Source organism: Pseudomonas fluorescens, assembly GCF_902497745.1.
GTDB classification, from domain to species: Bacteria; Pseudomonadota; Gammaproteobacteria; order Pseudomonadales; family Pseudomonadaceae; genus Aquipseudomonas; species Aquipseudomonas fluorescens_BM.
The window spans coordinates 45389-63263 of record NZ_CABVHJ010000015.1 but is presented as its reverse complement, the minus strand read 5'-3'; the positions used below and the strand labels follow the sequence as shown (position 1 = coordinate 63263).

The 17875-nt window shown below is 59.8% G+C and carries 10 protein-coding genes; 5 read left to right on the top strand and 5 right to left on the bottom strand.

Annotated elements, in window-relative coordinates; translation table 11 throughout:
* Positions 1 to 63: 63 nt before the first annotated feature.
* Both F8N44_RS21855 and F8N44_RS21850 read right to left on the bottom strand, forming a co-directional pair.
* The gene (locus tag F8N44_RS21855; protein WP_224794807.1) at positions 64 to 2682 is read right to left on the bottom strand and encodes a hypothetical protein; all 2619 of its coding nucleotides are present in this window, start codon (positions 2680 to 2682) and stop codon (positions 64 to 66) included.
* A 43-nt stretch (positions 2683 to 2725) separates the two neighbouring features.
* Positions 2726 to 5305, bottom strand: a complete 2580-nt coding sequence (locus F8N44_RS21850) for a hypothetical protein (RefSeq protein WP_150651767.1) — start codon at positions 5303 to 5305, stop codon at positions 2726 to 2728.
* Between the two features lie 210 nt (positions 5306 to 5515).
* Between F8N44_RS21850 and F8N44_RS21845 the strand changes: the two genes are divergently transcribed.
* The 4 genes from F8N44_RS21845 to F8N44_RS21830 all read left to right on the top strand — a co-directional run bounded on the left by F8N44_RS21845 (position 5516) and on the right by F8N44_RS21830 (position 14993).
* Positions 5516 to 7828: a YgiQ family radical SAM protein gene (locus F8N44_RS21845; RefSeq protein ID WP_150651766.1), complete on the top strand. Its 2313-nt coding sequence runs from the start codon at positions 5516 to 5518 to the stop codon at positions 7826 to 7828.
* A gap of 424 nt (positions 7829 to 8252) precedes the next feature.
* Positions 8253 to 11528 (top strand): DUF2126 domain-containing protein, encoded by a 3276-nt coding sequence (locus tag F8N44_RS21840; protein ID WP_150651765.1) that lies wholly within the window; start codon positions 8253 to 8255, stop codon positions 11526 to 11528.
* A gap of 88 nt (positions 11529 to 11616) precedes the next feature.
* A complete protein-coding gene (locus F8N44_RS21835; protein ID WP_150651764.1) occupies positions 11617 to 14103 on the top strand; it encodes a circularly permuted type 2 ATP-grasp protein in 2487 nt (828 codons plus the stop codon).
* Complete coding sequence (locus tag F8N44_RS21830) at positions 14103 to 14993, top strand: transglutaminase family protein (RefSeq protein ID WP_150651763.1); 891 nt, start codon at positions 14103 to 14105, stop codon at positions 14991 to 14993. The genes F8N44_RS21835 and F8N44_RS21830 overlap by 1 nt, the downstream gene beginning before the upstream one ends.
* A gap of 214 nt (positions 14994 to 15207) precedes the next feature.
* Here the strand turns inward: F8N44_RS21830 and F8N44_RS21825 are convergent, their stop codons facing one another.
* Positions 15208 to 15405, bottom strand: coding sequence for a hypothetical protein (locus F8N44_RS21825; protein ID WP_016985374.1), 198 nt, complete (start codon positions 15403 to 15405; stop codon positions 15208 to 15210).
* 68 nt (positions 15406 to 15473) lie between these two features.
* Positions 15474 to 16061 (bottom strand): TIGR00730 family Rossman fold protein, encoded by a 588-nt coding sequence (locus tag F8N44_RS21820; protein WP_150651762.1) that lies wholly within the window; start codon positions 16059 to 16061, stop codon positions 15474 to 15476.
* Between the two features lie 340 nt (positions 16062 to 16401).
* Between F8N44_RS21820 and azu the strand changes: the two genes are divergently transcribed.
* Positions 16402 to 16845 carry an azurin gene (gene azu / locus F8N44_RS21815; RefSeq protein WP_150651761.1) on the top strand — a complete coding sequence of 148 codons (444 nt, stop codon included), beginning with the start codon at positions 16402 to 16404 and terminating at the stop codon, positions 16843 to 16845.
* Between the two features lie 198 nt (positions 16846 to 17043).
* Here the strand turns inward: azu and nadE are convergent, their stop codons facing one another.
* Complete coding sequence (nadE, locus tag F8N44_RS21810; RefSeq protein WP_122599297.1) at positions 17044 to 17871, bottom strand: ammonia-dependent NAD(+) synthetase; 828 nt, start codon at positions 17869 to 17871, stop codon at positions 17044 to 17046.
* Positions 17872 to 17875 lie beyond the last annotated feature (4 nt).

Below are 17875 nucleotides of genomic sequence, written 5' to 3'. Positions count from 1 at the left end.
TGTTCGGCGTGATTGCCTGATTGAGTGGGTAGATATCCCGTCTGGTCAGCTGACAGTGGAGGCTCACCGGGAGGCCCCGGCGACGTTGTCGGCCAGCGTGAAGATCTTGCTTGCTGTCCGGCCATCGAAGGTCTGACGCCAGATGCGCACATGAGGCAACCCGGCCTGTTCATCGCGTCGCTGCGATTCGAGACCTCGTCGGCTCTGCTCGAGAGTCTTGAGATGGCTGCCTTCGGCCGTAAAATTCAATGACTGACGGTCAGCCTTGTCATAGTGAAAGTGAGCCTCCCACAGCGGTGCATCGTCAGCACGATCCCTTATCGAATAAACGTCCAGAAATGATTTGCCGGCGCCTTTGCCCAGCGGTTTGCGATCAACCGTTTTGAGTGCATTGAGCTCGCCATGATCGATCAGGTAGTTGAGGCGCAAGATGTCCAGTACGTCCTTGTTTTTGTACATGCGCACCAGGACTTGTTGACCTTGGGCGGTCAACGACTCGGCTGCCGTGCGCAAACGCGTGACCAGCGCGATGATCTCGGAATCCGTGGCCGATGCTTCGTGGTATTCCAGGCGCCTGGCCTGGTCGCTGAGCTGGTCGGCAGCCCTGCCCAAGCCCTCAATGATGTCAGTCGGGTTGTATTGCCTGGCTTCATGCGCCCGGGCCTGAGCGATATGTTCGTCGACACCGTTGAGCAAGCGTTTGGCTTCGTCTATGAGTTGCGGTCTGGCTGTCCGGGCGATCGGTTGCCGCACGGGCAGCCATTCACCCTGCCGCTTTTCATAGCGAAGGGGCTGGCTGTCCGGGCGCAAAGGATCGGGAACATAGATGGTGACGCTGCCGTCCTGGGCGGTTTCAGTGTCACCCACCAGTAACCGGTAAGTACCGTGCTGGCGAGTGCGGAATACTTTTCTTGTTCGTGCGGGGGTGGCTGGCGCGCTGTCGACAGGTTGCGGTGGAATGAAGTCGAAGTCGATGTCCTGATCGAGTCTTGGCAGTACGGTGTTGCGGTCGAACGAGTCAAAGAGCTCTGTCAGCCGGTTTTCTATGCGGTTTTCGAGGGGATTGATCAGCGCGATAATTTCCCTGATGTACTCGGCTTTGGGGTGACCAGCCTCCAACTGCGCTTCAAACCGGATTCTGTCGCTTTTGATTTGCTCAAGGGTCAAGACCAGCGCCATGGGATGTTCGCGTTCGGGAACGCTGGCCAGGTCTCCGGTGAGCAGGTCGATGGACGAAAGCGAAGGCATGGTCGTGTGTGGCGAATGGTCAGGCGTGCCGGCATACAGGTGAACGTACAGGGTCAGCTTGTTAAAGTTGATGCGCTCGGCATTGGGCACCTGTGCACTGAGTTCAGCGAGTCTGGGCGCCGTCCCGGGATTGGCTTTTCTGATCTGCTCGATCACGATCTGACGCTCTTCGAGGAACTTCAGTTTTTTGTGCAGATTGGCGATGCAGCGTCTGCAGGTTTCGGCGCTCAGATTCAGTTCCGTCGGCCGGGTCCGCAGATCCATGACAGCCATGAGCCGGTTCAGGTATTCCACTCTTTCGATACGGAAGGTCTGCAGTTCTTCTTTGAATCGTGCGCTGGTTTTCAGGCGCACCAGCCAGGTTCTGTTATCGACCAGCGACTGCACGAATTCCGTTTGCTTTCTGATGTGCCTGAGCATGTGGACCTCTAAGGCGATCAGTCTTTCGGCTTGCGCTGGGCTGCCCGCTGGCAGTGCTCTGGCTTCGCTCCACAGGACGTCATAGCGTTGCCCTGATTCGGTCATTGCTGCATGAGCATTCTGAATAGGCACGTATTGTTGCAACAGCATGGGCAAATCCGCTGCCGTGCTTTCCTGTCCACGCCGCATGCCACCCAACAACCCTGGTGACGCCGTCACCCATTCATTGTTCTCGTTACGCGTAACGGCATGGGTCAGACCACTGCGGCTGGCGCGATAAAGGTTTTCGCTGTCGACAGCCACCGGATCCTGCGGATTGACAATGCGCCACACGGGTTGCCCGGGGCTGGAGGCATCGACATCGAGCATGACCTGAAACGCGTGGTGGTGGATGAGTGCATAGCGTCTGCCGTTGTGCCGATACACCCCGTCACTGTCGGGTTGCACAGCGCTGAAATCCAGGTCAGTGCGAAAAGCTTGCAGGCTGGCTTCGCTCAATGATGCGGAGGCGGAATCACTGGCACTCGACGGGCGCCACAGGCCGCTGTCAGCCTCGCGCTGCAGCAACGGCCCGGAAGGCGCCCGTTCGCTGGGGAGTCTGGCGCGGTACTGGCTGGTGCCGGCATCCAGACCGACCAGCACGGTGCCGCCATCGACCATGTCGACGTAGCGGCGCCCCTTGTGCGTCCTGAACCCTTGGGCATCCGCCGCCGGTAATTGTGCCGCAGCGGCGATGCGGTAGTGCTTGATCGAGTGTTGTGCAGGCTGCACGTCTTGCGTGTTAGCCAATACTGTTTCGATTCTGACGGTCGGTACCGGCCGGATTGCATCCAGATCGGCATCACCGTCGGGTCTTGCCGCAGATCCCTGCCGGCCGGAGCCGGGAATGCCCGAGTCGAATCGAGGTCCGGTCTCAACGCGTGGCACGGTCACGTCTTGCGTCGGGTGCGGGCGCGTATGTACCTGGACTGAAGTGCTGCCCCTGGTGGACGTTCTTGGAGCCATGTTTTTCATCCTTGAAAAGTGATCCCGAACCTCGGCTCGGGGATGGGCTGTCTTATGCAGCCAACTGGAAAATTTTCTGCGCTGTGGACAGGTCGATGTCTTCTCGCCAGATGCGCACGTGCGCGCGCCCGGCTTGTTCATCCCGGCGTTGCGATGACGTTCCCAGGCGGTTTTGCTCACGGGTTTTCAGATGGCCGCGACGCTGCATGAAATCCAGCGCCGGGGTGTCTTTTTCGCCGTAGTGAAAATGCGCGTACCACAGGGGCTCGTCGGTCTGTTTGTCGTTCAGCGAGTAGACGTCAAGAAAGTCCTTTTTATTGCCCTTGCCCAGTTGCACCCGGGATTGCGTCTGGCTGACGCTGAGATGGCCATGGTTGATCAGAAACGCGACCCGATCGACGCTCAGGTAGGTCGGGTCTTTGTACAGGCGAACGCGAATGTCTTCGCCTTCATCGAGCAGACGGCGGCTGTCGTGATTGAGCCGTTGCATCAATGGTGCAATATCACGGTTACCCGGATTCGGCGCGAGTTCGAGTTGTCGTGCCAGATCGGCGAGATGGTCAGCGCGTTCCGTGAGGAACTCGACAATGCTGTTGGCATTGCCTTTGGCTCTTTCATCGCGCCGGGCGGTATTGAGGTGCAATGCCGATTGTTCCAGCAGCGTGTTGGCCTGGTCAGTCAGGGTGGCCAGGTTTTTCTCCTGTCTGGCTACCTGTCGACGCCACTCGCCCTCTCGATGTTCATAGGTGTGCAAGGCATCTGTCGGATCATGCGGGTTGATCACATCGATCAGCTCTTCACCCGCGTCAGTGCGACGGGATCGGCCGACGCGGATCTTGTAGACGCCGTGCTGTTTGCTGCGGAACATTTTCCTGGGCGTGGCTGAAGGCTGGTTTAGCTGTTGTGCAGGAATGAAATCGAAGTCGATGGGTTGTTCGTGGGGCGGCAGCGCCGAGGTTTTTTCCTGCTCATGGTGATAACGCTGCAGGTGCTGCTCCAGAGTTATTTCGAAAGCCTGGATGGCCTCGATGATTTTGCCCCGCGCGCTGGCATGCTCCGCGCCGGGTGGCAGCGGCAAGTGTTGGTAGGACACATTGATCGCGGCGGTCTGATCCAGCAGATCACTGAGTACGCAGATGCGCGCCTGAGCTGGAATGCTGTCGAGTGCACGAAACGCGAATGTGACCTGCCCGAATGAATACGCGAGATATCTGGCATTGGCGTTATTGACATCGATCGTCGCTCGTTCATCGATCAACAGCCGGCTTTTGGCGTAGACCCAAAAAGCCACGTGGTCATGCAGTTCGATCGGATCGAAGGCGGTGTCGTGCAACGCCTCTGGCGACAAGTGCCACTGTGTCGTCAGCTCGTCAGCGATTGCCTGGCGTTTTTTCAGGATCGCCAGTTTGCTCGACAGGTGGGCCGCGACGGCAGGATGTTCTGACGGAGGGCCGCCGAAGATCGGGCCGTCCAGTAGCTTCAGCGAATCACTGGCGATCATCAGTTGGTTGTACGTCAGCAATTGTCCTTTTTTCAGCATGATCATTTTGTCGCGATAGTCGTTGCGGCCTTTGGCTGCGACGACTAGCTCCTTGTGCTCGATATGCAGTTGGATAGCGTTATCCAGAAGGGCGAGTTCCTGCTGATGGTGTTCTGCGAGGCGCGCCAGTAATGTGCGCTCGTGCTCGGTCCCCTTCATTGCCCGCCACAGGCCATGCATGCGCTCGCCGGTGGCTATCGCCTGATCAAATTGCAGATCCAGCGTTTGCAGTTCGAACATTACGTCGGCGGCCTCGACGGCGCCCATTCGCCGGGGTTTTCGGCGTATGCCGGCCACACCGCCGACCAGCGTCCCCATCCAGCCGTCCAGCACATCAAAGACAATCGGTTCCGATCTTCCGGGGCGGGACGCGACATACACATTGTCGGTGTCGGCCGCTACGGGATCGTCAGGACGAACGATGCGCATCACGGTCATGGCCGGCGAGGACGCGTCGAGATCATGCAAGACCTGATAGCTCAGGTCGCCAATGACTACATACAGTTTGTTGTCGTAGCGATGCAGGTGATCCTGTGTGGGCAGTGCCGCACGCAAATCCAGCCCGGTGGCAAACGCTTGCAGACGCGTCGCGGACAAGGCAAAGGTGACCGGTTCGAACTCCTCCAGGGGGTGCCAGAGCTTGCCCACGGGATCACGCATCAGCGTCGGCCCGGAAGGGCTTCGTTCGCTCGGTAGGCGTGCGCGGTACAGACCGCTCTGAGGATCCCGCGCGACGAGCACCACGCCTGCGTTTGAGACGTCGACGTAGCGCCGGCCTTTGAATGTCCTGAATCCTTCTGCATCGGGAGCCGGTAAGGGGATTGCTTCGATGATCCGGTAGTGTTCAAGCGGCAGCTTTACGGTACGCGGGGAGGCTGCCGTTGGAGGAATCTGGCTGACCATGACCGGTGGCACTGGCGTGATTGCATTCAGATCGAGTGGCGCCGGAGTTTTGCCCGGCGTGTAATCGATACGCACGGGCATGGCGCCGGTTCGCAGGTCCGGGCGCGGTGCGGGCACGGTCGGCGGATCACCGGGGCGTGAATGAACATCGACAGTGACGATGCGTCTGACAGGTAGCTTTGGCGACATTTCTTCATCCTTGAAGGGTTGTCATTTCAGTCGTGCAAGCTCTGGACTGATGATTATCGGGTTCGATGAAATGATTTTTTGGCATCTGCCGGTGTTGTCAGGCATGTCTGGCGCAGGCTGTCGGAGAAACCGACCATTGCCGTCGGAATTGGTCAAAATTTGTGCTATATTCCGCGCCCGCGATTTTTCACTTCAACACCGGTCGTCGACATGCAAGCAGCCAAGCCGTTATTTGACTATCCAAAATATTGGGCCGAATGTTTCGGACCAGCGCCATTCCTGCCGATGAGCAGGGAGGAGATGGATCAGCTTGGCTGGGATTCCTGTGACATCATCATTGTTACCGGAGATGCCTACGTCGATCACCCGTCGTTTGGCATGGCGATCATTGGCCGGCTGCTGGAGTCGCAAGGCTTTCGCGTCGGGATCATTGCGCAGCCGAACTGGCAGTCCAAAGACGACTTCATGAAGCTCGGCGAGCCGAATCTGTTCTTCGGGGTTGCGGCGGGCAACATGGACTCGATGATCAACCGCTACACCGCGGACAAAAAAATCCGTTCCGACGACGCCTACACGCCTGGCGGCATGGCCGGCAAGCGTCCGGATCGCGCGAGCCTGGTCTACAGCCAGCGCTGCAAAGAAGCCTACAAGCATGTGCCGATCGTACTCGGCGGTATCGAAGCCTCGCTGCGTCGCATCGCCCACTACGATTACTGGCAGGATCGCGTGCGTAACTCGATCCTGATCGACGCCAGCGCCGACATTCTGCTGTACGGCAACGCCGAACGCGCGATCGTCGAAGTCGCTCAGCGTCTGTCTTACGGTCACAAGATCGAAGACATCACCGACGTGCGCGGTACCGCGTTCATCCGTCGTGACACGCCGAAAGACTGGTATGAAGTCGATTCGACGCGTATCGATCGTCCGGGCAAGGTCGACAAGATCATCAACCCGTACGTGAACACCCAGGACACCCAGGCCTGCGCCATCGAGCAGGAAAAAGGCCCGGTCGAAGATCCGCAGGAAGCCAAGGTCGTACAGATCCTGGCCAGCCCGCGCATGACCCGCGACAAGACCGTGATTCGTCTGCCGTCGGTTGAAAAGGTCCGTGGCGACGCCGTTCTGTATGCTCACGCCAACCGCGTGCTGCACCTCGAAACCAACCCGGGCAACGCCCGCGCGCTGGTGCAGAAGCATGGCGAAGTCGATGTCTGGTTCAACCCGCCGCCGATTCCGATGACCACTGAAGAAATGGACTACGTGTTCGGCATGCCGTACGCACGTGTTCCGCACCCGGCGTACGGCAAGGAGAAAATCCCGGCCTACGACATGATCCGTTTCTCGGTGAACATCATGCGTGGCTGCTTCGGTGGCTGCACCTTCTGCTCGATCACCGAGCACGAAGGGCGGATCATCCAGAACCGTTCCGAAGAGTCGATCATTCGCGAAATCGAAGAGATCCGCGACAAGGTGCCGGGCTTCACCGGCGTCATTTCCGACCTCGGCGGCCCGACCGCGAACATGTACCGCATCGCCTGCAAAACACCGGAAATCGAATCCGCGTGCCGCAAGCCGTCCTGCGTGTTCCCGGGCATCTGCCCGAATCTGAACACCGACCACTCGTCGCTGATTCAGCTGTACCGCAGCGCCCGTGCGTTGCCGGGTGTGAAGAAGATTCTGATCGCCTCCGGCCTGCGTTATGACCTCGCGGTCGAATCGCCGGAGTACGTCAAAGAGCTGGTGACCCACCACGTTGGTGGTTACCTGAAGATCGCCCCGGAACACACCGAGGAAGGTCCGCTCAACCAGATGATGAAACCGGGCATCGGCAGCTATGACAAGTTCAAGCGCATGTTCGAGAAGTACACCAAGGAAGCGGGTAAAGAGCAGTACCTGATTCCGTACTTCATCGCCGCCCACCCGGGCACCACCGACGAAGACATGATGAACCTCGCGCTGTGGCTCAAGGGCAATGGCTTTCGCGCAGACCAGGTGCAAGCGTTCTACCCGTCGCCAATGGCCACCGCCACCGCGATGTACCACTCGGGCAAGAACCCGCTGCGCAAGGTCACCTACAAGAGCGACGGCGTGACCATCGTCAAGAGCGAAGAGCAGCGTCGTCTGCACAAGGCGTTCTTGCGTTATCACGACCCGAAAGGCTGGCCGATGCTGCGTGAAGCGCTGATCCGCATGGGCCGTGGTGATCTGATCGGTTCGGGCAAGGATCAGTTGATCCCGACCCATCAACCGGCTACCGACAGCTACCAGAGCGCCCGTCGCAAGAACTCGACGCCGGCCGGCAGCCATAAAGTGGCGAAGGACGGCAAAGAGAAGACCACCAAGATCCTCACTCAGCACACCGGTCTGCCGCCGCGTGCCAGTGATGGCGGTAATCCTTGGGACAAGCGTGAACAGGCCAAGGCTGCGGCGTTTGCCCGTAACCAGCAGGCAGCCAAGGAGCGCAAGGACGCCGCGAAAGGCAAGGGGCCGAAACCGACCCGCAAGCCGGTGGTACCGCGCTAAACATCGCTTGAGCTGAACAGATCGCCAACCTTCGGGTTGGCGTTTTGCATTTCTGGGGCTGGATATTGGGGTGCCCGGGAGATCCATCCCCCTCACCCCAGCCCTCTCCCCCATGGGGGGCGAGGGGGAAGGGAGCAGATCTGCATGCTTTTCAACATTCGGGTTCGACTCAAGGCTTTCACGTCGGCGTATTTCCAACAGCCACCTCGGTCAGTCCCCTCTCCCTATGGGCGGTCCGACGTTTCGGGAGGGCTAGGGTGAGGGGGTCTTCGCAACATTTACGTGCAATCAGCCCAAACCATTTCCCCGCATCGCCCGATTTTGGTGCTGTACTGCCCTAAGCATTCCGGGAAAGCGCCCAAGCCTGTGCATGGCATAAGTCTTGCGCGCTTTCGAATACGCTTAGGCTCGCAGGAGGCACGCCGTGTCGATTCATGTCGCATTGCATCACGTCACGCATTACCGCTACGACCGCGCTGTCGAACTCGGCCCGCAGATCGTTCGCCTGCGCCCGGCCGCCCACAGCCGCACGCGGATTCTGTCGTATGCGCTGAAAGTCTCGCCCGAGCAGCATTTCATCAACTGGCAGCAGGATCCGCAGGGTAACTACCTCGCCCGATTGGTGTTCCCCGAGAAAACCAATGAATTGCGCATTGAGGTCGATCTACTCGCCGAAATGGCGGTGTTCAATCCGTTCGACTTCTTCCTCGAACCCTACGCCGAGAAAATTCCCTTCGCCTACGCGGCCGATGAGCGCAAGGAGCTGGCGCCGTATCTCGAAACCCTGCCGCTGACACCGAAATTCAAAGCCTACCTGGACGCTATCGACCGTACGCCGCTGCCGGCGGTGGATTTTCTCGTGGCGCTCAACCAGCGTTTGAGCGAAGACATCGGCTACCTGATCCGCATGGAACCGGGCGTACAGACGCCGGAACACACCCTCGAACATGCCTCCGGTTCCTGCCGGGACTCAGCGTGGTTGCTGGTGCAACTGCTGCGTAACCTCGGCCTGGCTGCACGATTTGTCTCCGGCTACCTGATTCAACTGACCGCCGATGTGAAAAGCCTCGATGGTCCCTCCGGCACCGAAGTCGATTTCACCGACCTGCACGCCTGGTGCGAAGTGTATTTGCCGGGTGCTGGCTGGATCGGTCTGGATGCGACGTCAGGGCTGTTTGCCGGTGAAGGGCATATCCCGCTGGCCTGTAGTCCCGATCCGTCTTCAGCGGCGCCGATCAGTGGCTTGGTCGAACCGTGTGAGTGTGAGTTCAGCCATGAAATGTCGGTGGAACGGATCTGGGAGGCGCCGCGCGTCACCAAGCCTTACACCGATGAGCAATGGCTGGCGATTCAGGCGCTGGGCCGACAGATCGATGCCGACCTGCTGGCGGATGACGTACGCCTGACCATGGGCGGCGAACCGACCTTCGTTTCCATCGATGACCCGGATGGCGCCGAGTGGAACACCGCCGCGTTGGGCGCGGACAAGCGCCGGCTCTCTGCCGAACTGTTCCAGCGCATGCGCAAGCACTACGCGCCGAAAGGCCTGGTGCATTTCGGTCAGGGCAAGTGGTATCCCGGTGAGCAACTGCCGCGTTGGTCGCTCAATTGCTATTGGCGCCGCGACGGCGTGCCGATCTGGCACAACGACGCATTGATCGCCGATGAGCAGCAGGATTACGGCGCGAATGGCGAACTGGCCGGGCGCTTTCTGGCCAGTGTCGCCGAGCGCTTTAAATTGCCTACGCGCTTTGTGTTCCCGGCCTACGAAGACAATTTCTACTACCTCTGGCGCGAGGGCACGTTGCCAAGCAATGTCAGCGCCAAAGATTCACGTCTTGAAGAGCCGCTTGAGCGCGCACGCCTGCGCAAGGTCTTCAGTCAGGGCCTCAACAAAGTCATTGGCCAAGTGCTGCCGCTGGCGCGCACGGCCAAGGGCGATCAATGGCAGAGCGGGCGCTGGTATCTACGTGACGAGCACTGCCGGCTGGTGCCCGGGGACTCGCCGCTGGGTTATCGCTTGCCACTGGGCTCGCAACCGTGGGTGAAGGCCGCCGAATATCCGTTTATTCATCCACAGGACCCGAATCAGGACTTCCCTGAGCTGCCGGAAACCGCGCAGCTCAACCGTCACGGCGAACCGGCTTCGACTGACGAACGCGCGCCGAAAATCGACGAGTCCGCCGACTGGCTGACCCGCACCGCGTTCTGCGCCGAAGCGCGTGAAGGGCGTTTGTACCTGTTCATGCCGCCGCTGGAGCGCGTCGAGGATTATTTGGAGCTGGTGGCGGCCATTGAAGCCACCGCCGAAGAACTGCATTGCCCGGTGTTGCTCGAAGGCTACGAGCCGCCGAGCGATCCACGTCTGAGCAACTTCCGCATCACTCCGGATCCCGGTGTGATCGAGGTGAATGTGCAGCCGTCGGCGACGTGGGACGAGTTGGTCGAGCGCACCGAGTTTCTTTATGAAGAGGCACGGCAAACCCGCCTGACCACCGAGAAGTTCATGATCGATGGCCGACACACCGGCACCGGCGGCGGTAACCATTTCGTTCTCGGTGGTGCGACGCCGGCGGACTCACCGTTTCTGCGCCGCCCCGATCTGCTACGCAGCCTGATCAGTTACTGGCACAACCATCCGTCGTTGTCGTATCTGTTTTCCGGCTTGTTCATCGGCCCGACGTCTCAGGCGCCGCGCGTCGACGAGGCGCGCAATGATGCATTGTACGAACTGGAAATCGCTTTCGCGCAGATGCCCGAACCGGGCGAGGAGTGCGCGCCATGGCTGGTCGACCGACTGCTGCGCAACTTGCTGATCGACGTCACCGGTAACACGCACCGCGCCGAGTTCTGCATCGACAAACTCTATTCGCCGGACGGCGCCACCGGGCGTCTTGGCTTGCTGGAGCTGCGCGCCTTTGAAATGCCGCCGCACGCGCGCATGAGTCTGGCCCAGCAGTTGCTATTGCGGGCGCTGGTCGCACGGTTCTGGCGTGAGCCTTATGCGCCGCCGAAACTGGCGCGCTGGGGCACCGAGTTGCACGACCGTTTTCTGCTGCCGCACTTTATCGAGCAGGATTTTGCTGACGTCATCGTCGAACTCAACAGTGCTGGTTATCCGCTGCGCGCGGAATGGTTTGCGGCGCATATGGAGTTTCGTTTTCCCAAGGTTGGCGATTATGCGGTCAACGGCATCGAACTGGAGCTGCGGCAGGCACTGGAGCCGTGGCATGTGTTGGGTGAGGAGGGCGCGGCGGGCGGTACGGTGCGCTACGTCGATTCCTCGCTGGAGCGCTTGCAGGTCAGACTCAAAGGCCTGCCGCCGCAGCGTTATTTGCTGACCTGTAATGGCATCGCCGTGCCGTTGCATCCAACCGGGCGGGTTGGCGAGTTCGTTGCCGGTGTGCGTTATCGCGCGTGGCAACCGGCTAACTGCTTGCAACCGACGATTCCCGTACATGCACCCTTGGTTTTCGACTTGCTCGACACCTGGATGGGTCGTTCGCTGGGCGGCTGCCAATACCACGTGGCGCATCCCGGCGGGCGCAATTACGAGACGTTGCCGGTCAATGCCAACGAAGCGGAGAGCCGGCGGATGGCGCGATTCTTCCGCGTCGGACACACGCCGGGGAAGCTTCCTATCCCCAACGTGGAAATCAGTGACGAGCTACCGATGACAATCGATTTGCGACGTTTCTAAGGCCTACGCGACACGCGGATTTTTCGTATATCCGCGCGTCATGTGCCTGCGTTAGTCTGACCGTTCCTTGCTGTCTGCCGAGCTTTCCATGCCTGACCTGCTAGACCGCTACCCGCTGACGGCGGGCACTTATCACGAACTGCTCGACGGCAGTGGCGCGGTGCGCCCGCACTGGCGGCGGCTGTTCGATCAGTTGCAGCGCAGCACGCCGGCACAACTGGTGCAGCGGCAAGCGTTGCTGGCGCGGCAGATTCAGGAGAACGGTGTTACCTATAACGTCTATGCCGACCCGAAAGGAGCGGATCGGCCATGGGAGCTGGATCTGCTGCCGCATGTGATTGCGGCAGATGAATGGCAGCAATTGTCGGCAGGCATCGCTCAGCGCGCCCGACTGCTCAACGCTGTGCTGGCGGATTTGTACGGGCCGCAGCGGTTGATCAGTGAAGGCCTGTTGCCGGCTGGACTGGTGTTTGGACACAACAATTTCCTTTGGCCTTGTCAGGGCATTGCACCGCCGGAAGACGCGTACTTGCATCTGTATGCCGTGGATCTGTCGCGCACGCCGGATGGGCGCTGGTGGGTCACGGCGGATCGCACACAAGCGCCATCGGGCGCCGGGTATGCCCTGGAAAACCGCACCATCGTGTCCCGTGCCTTTCCTGAGTTGTACCGGGATCTGAAGGTGCAGCATCTGGCCGGCTTCTTCCGTACGTTGCAGGAAACCTTGGCGCGACAGGCGCCGTGCGACGATGACGCACCGCTGGTGGTGCTGCTCACGCCGGGTCGTTTCAACGAAAGCTATTTCGAACATCTGTATCTGGCTCGCCAGCTCGGTTACCCGTTGGTCGAGGGCGGTGACCTGACGGTGCGCGATGCCACGGTCTATCTGAAGACCCTCAGTGGCCTGCGTCGGGTACACGCGATCATGCGTCGTCTCGACGATGATTTCTGCGATCCGCTTGAATTGCGTACTGACTCGGCACTGGGCGTGCCCGGGCTGCTAGAAGCGGTGCGTCAGGGCCGTGTACTGGTCGCCAACGCGCTGGGCAGTGGCGTGCTGGAGTCACCGGGACTGCTCGGGTTTCTGCCTAAGATCAATCAATACCTGTTCGGCGAAGAACTGCTTCTGCCGTCGATCGCGACGTGGTGGTGCGGTGAGGCGCCGGTATTGGCGCAAGCCCTGGAGAAACTGCCCGAACTGCTGATCAAACCGGCCTTCCCCTCACAAAGCTTCGCACCTGTGTTTGGCCGTGATCTGAGTGAAAAGCAGCGTCAGGCACTTGCCGAACGCATGCAGGCGCGCCCTTACGCCTACGTCGCGCAAGAATTGGCGCAGCTGTCGCATGCGCCCATCTGGCAGGCCGAAAACGGTCAACTGCAACCGCGTGCGATCGGCATGCGCATGTATGCGGTGGCCAGTGGAGATGGTTATCGCGTGCTGCCCGGTGGTCTGACCCGGGTGGCCGCCGATGCCGATGCCGAAGTGGTGTCGATGCAGCGCGGCGGGGCGAGCAAAGATACTTGGGTGTTGGGCGATCGCCCACCCAGCGGCGAACAGTGGAAGGCTCAACGCAACGTCGGTGTCCATGATCTGGTACGACGCGACCCGTACCTGCCCTCACGGGTGGTGGAAAACCTGTTCTGGTTCGGCCGTTACTGCGAACGCTGTGATGACAGTGCGCGGCTGCTGCGGATCATGCTCGCGCGGTATGTCGATGGCGATGACCCGCAAGCGCTACAGGCGGCGGTCGACCTCGGTGAACGGCTGACGCTGTTGCCGGACGAGGGTGAATTGCCGGAGCGTCTGTTGGCAGCACTGCTCGGCGAGGACTGGTCGTTCAGCCTGCGTTCCAATCTGCAGCGCTTGCAGTGGGCGGCCTCGCAAGTGCGCGGCAAGCTCTCTCGGGAGAACTGGCAAGCGTTAGTGGAGTTGCAGCGCGAGGCGATGGAACTGGACACCGACGACCCCGACTTCGGCGAGCTGCTGGATTTTCTCAATCGGTTGGTGACGGCGCTGGCGGCGTTGTCCGGATTTGCCCTCGACGACATGACCCGCGACGAAGGCTGGCGCTTTCTGATGATCGGCCGGCGTATCGAACGTCTGCAATTTCTCAGCAGCAGCCTTGCGGCGTTTTTGCGTGGCGCCGGTGCTTTCGATCAGGCAGGCCTGGAGTGGTTGCTGGAACTGGGCAACAGCAGCATCACCTATCGCTCACGCTATCTGGCGGTGGCGCAGCTGATTCCAGTGCTCGACCTGTTGCTGCTTGATGAGCAAAATCCGCACGCGGTGTTGTTTCAATTGAAACTGGTGACCCGCACGTTGAAGCGTTTGAACGATGATTTCGGTGTGCCACGGGAAGCGGGGCTGCCACAACTGGTCGAGCGTCTGGCACGGTTCGATCTGGGCTGTCTGGAGAATCCATTGTTCGGTGAGACCAGCGTCCGCGCCGCGCTCAATGGCCTCGCCGATCTGCTGCAGGAAATTGCCGATGCCAGCGGCCAGGTTTCGGATCGACTGGCCTTGCGCCATTTCGCCCATGTCGATGACGTCAGCCAACGCACGGTGTCTGTCTGATGAATGCTCGATACCAGATCTTCCACGACACCTGTTACCACTACGACAGCCCTGTATCTCTGGCGCAGCAACTGGCGCACTTGTGGCCGAGAAAATGCGATTGGCAGCGTTGTACCGAACAGCAATTGCTGATCAGTCCGGACCCGACAGCACGGCGCGATGAGCTGGATGTGTTTGGTAATCCGTTGACCCGACTGGCCTTCGAACGCCCACATGACGAGTTGCAGGTCAATGCACAACTCACGGTGGAAGTGCTGGCGCGGCCTGTGCTGGATTTCAATCAGTCACCCGCCTGGGAGCTGACCCGCGATGCGCTGAGCTACAGCAGTCAGCCGTTGTCCGCTGAGTTGCTCGAAGCCTGCCGTTACCGGTTCCAGTCACCCTACGTGCATTTGAAGCGCAGCTTTGTCGAGTTCTCGCAAAGCTGTTTTCCGGCGGGCCGCCCGTTGCTGTTGGGTGTGCAGGACTTGATGCAGAAGATCTTCAGCGAATTCACCTTCGATGCCGAAGCGACCCAAGTGGCAACGCCATTGGTGGAAGTGCTGGAGCGGCGACGCGGGGTGTGTCAGGACTTTGCGCACTTGATGCTGGCATGCGTGCGTTCGCGAGGGCTGGCGGCGCGCTACATCAGTGGTTATCTGCTGACGCAGCCACCACCGGGACAACCACGCTTGATCGGTGCTGATGCGTCGCATGCCTGGGTTTCAGTTTTTTGTCCGGTGTTGGGCTGGGTGGATTTTGATCCGACCAACAATGTGCAGCCGGCGCTGGAACACATCACGCTGGCGTGGGGGCGGGATTTTTCCGATGTGTCGCCGCTACGTGGAGTGATTCTCGGCGGCGGCAATCACGACCCGGAAGTGCGCGTCACGGTAATGCCCCTGGATTAACGCCGATCAAAACTGTGGGAGCGAGCCTGCTCGCGAAAGCGTCAGGTCAGTCAGTTCATATGTGGCTAAATGCACCGCCTTCGCGAGCAGGCTCGCTCCCACATGGGAATTTGGGTGTGCTTGGGAAGGGGGAAGGCTGTGAGGGCCGGCAGTGAAACCGCCAGCCCCGTCACAAATCCGCAGGGTCTGATTCGGTGATCAAACCCGGTGGGGTTCAGGCGTCGGGCGCCTGATCTTTCGGTGTTTCAGTCGCTTCGGTTGCATCAACATCATCTTCCGTTGCCACTTCACCCTCAGGGTTCAGTGCCGCTTCTTCAGCGGTTTGTTTCTTGCGCTGAAGCTTTTCCTCTTTCTTCTGTTCCTTTGCCAGGTCTCGTTGACGTTTGGCGAAGGAGTAATTGGGTTTGGCCATGGGCGATCCTCTTGGGTCGAAGGTGAGGTTGAGCGGCGCATATTCTGCCCTGTATCGGTGCCTCGTGGTTAGCCGGGTTTTTGGTCAACCCATTTTGGCGCGACGGTTGGCTTCCAGTTATCCAGGGCATCGAGCAGTGTTTGCGGCGATTCGCTCACTTGCAGCATGTCACGGTGTGGCGCGCGAACGAAGCCTTCGCCGACGATATGATCGAGAAATGCGGTGAGTTTGCTGTAAAAACCGTTCACTTCCAGCAAACCCAACGGCTTGCCGTGGTAGCCGAGCTGGCCCCAGGTCCAGACTTCGAACAGCTCTTCCAGCGTACCGAGGCCGCCGGGCAAGGCGATGAACGCATCGCTCAGTTCAGCCATACGCGCCTTGCGCGCGTGCATGCCGTCGACCACTTCCAGGCGTGTCAGGCTTTTGTGGCCGATTTCCTTGTCCATCAGGCTCTGCGGAATGATGCCGATCACTTCACCCCCAGCGGCCAGCGCCGCGTCGGCGACAATGCCCATCAGACCCACAGCACCACCGCCGTAGACCAGGGTCAACTTGCGTTCAGCCAAGGCCCGGCCAAGGGCAATGGCGGCTTCGGTGTAAGCCGGATCAGTGCCCGCATTGGCACCGCAAAATACACAAACGGATTTCAGAGACATGCCTTCCTCCTGGGTCAATCCGTCACAGGGTAATGGCTGGCACGCCTTGATCCAAGGGCTAAACTTCGCGTTCCGGTGATTCAAAGGTACCGCTGGCGCCACAGGCGTAGGCGGCGAGCAAACTGCACAACAGACCGTTAAAGAACATCACAGGCACTCCGTCTCAGTAGATGCGCCGATCATAGGCCGGGCCCGGAATTCTGGCCGTTAGATTGTCTCGATGAGTGTCATAGCCTGAAAGTTGTATACAATTTTTGACTCAAGTCATAGGAACTTGCGAAGATTTCAGGCAGTCTTTCCACCATTCGTGTTTTTGTTAACCCTGCCTTGGAGATTCACCATGTTTTCCAAAGTTGTTGCGGTATCCCTGCTGGCGCTGGCCAGCAGCCAATTGATGGCTGCCGAGTGCAAAACCACCGTTGACTCCACCGATCAGATGTCCTTCAACACCAAGGAAATCGTGATCGACAAGAGCTGCAAGACTTTCACCGTCGAACTGACCCACTCCGGCAATCTGCCGAAGAACGTCATGGGCCATAACCTGGTGATCAGCAAAGAAGCTGACATGCAGCCAATCGCTACCGCTGGCCTGGCCGCCGGTATCGACAAGAACTACCTGCCGGAAGGTGACGCGCGCATCATCGCTCACACCAAGATCATCGGCGCCAAGGAAACCGACTCGCTGACCTTTGACGTAGCGAAGATTGCTGACGGTGGCTACGGCTTCTTCTGCTCGTTCCCTGGGCACATCTCGATGATGAAAGGCACGATTTCCGTTAAGTAAGCAGGCCAATCGCGTCATCGTTCTTCGCGAGCAAGCTCGCTCCCACAGGTTTCAGTTGTTCACAAATACTGTGTCCGACAGCGAAACATGTGGGAGCGAGCTTGCTCGCGAAGGGGCCATCAGCATCAACCGATGTCTGGGCCAAAGAAAAGCCCGCTGAGGATCACTCCTCAGCGGGCTTTTTCATTCCATCCGCGCTTACGGCGCAAACGGCATCACGCGTTTGTGATGGGTCTTGTTGTAGGTCGCGACGATAATGTCGAACGCTTCCTGACGCACCGGCTCGCCGTGCAGAAACGCATCGATCTCGGCGTAGGTCACGCCGTGCGAGGCTTCGTCCGGTTTGCCCGGCGATAAATCCTCAAGGTCCGCCGTTGGCACTTTCTCGACCAGCGACTCCGGCGCACCAAAGCTGCGCGCAATCGCCCGCACCTGATTCTTCACCAGACCGCTGAGCGGTGCCAGATCGCAGGCGCCGTCACCGAACTTGGTGAAGAAACCCATCACCGCTTCCGCCGCATGATCGGTGCCGATCACCAGACCATGCGCCGCGCCGGCGATGGTGTACTGCGCGACCATGCGCATGCGTGCCTTGGTATTGCCGAGCACAAAGTCCACCGACACCGCGTGCTTGCCTTCAAACGCCGCCACTTCACTGGCCAGCGATTTCACCGCTGGGCCGATGTTGACCGTGTGACGTTCGTCCGGAGCGATGAAATCCACCGAGGCCTGGGCGTCGTGCTCGTCGAACTGGGTTTCGTACGGCAGGCGCACGGCGATGAATTTGTAGCTGTTGTCGCCGGTCTGGTCGCGCAGCTCACGCATCGCACGCTGGGCCAACAGGCCGGCGGTCAGCGAATCGACGCCGCCGCTGATGCCCAGCACCAGCGTCTTGAGCCCGGAGTTGACCAGACAATCCTGAATAAAGGCAATGCGCCGGGCGACTTCGGCCTGCAGAGCCTGGTAGTCGGCGAACGGCGGTTGCACCTTGAGCTGTTCAGCAATCTCACGCTGTACGGCTTGCATGAAT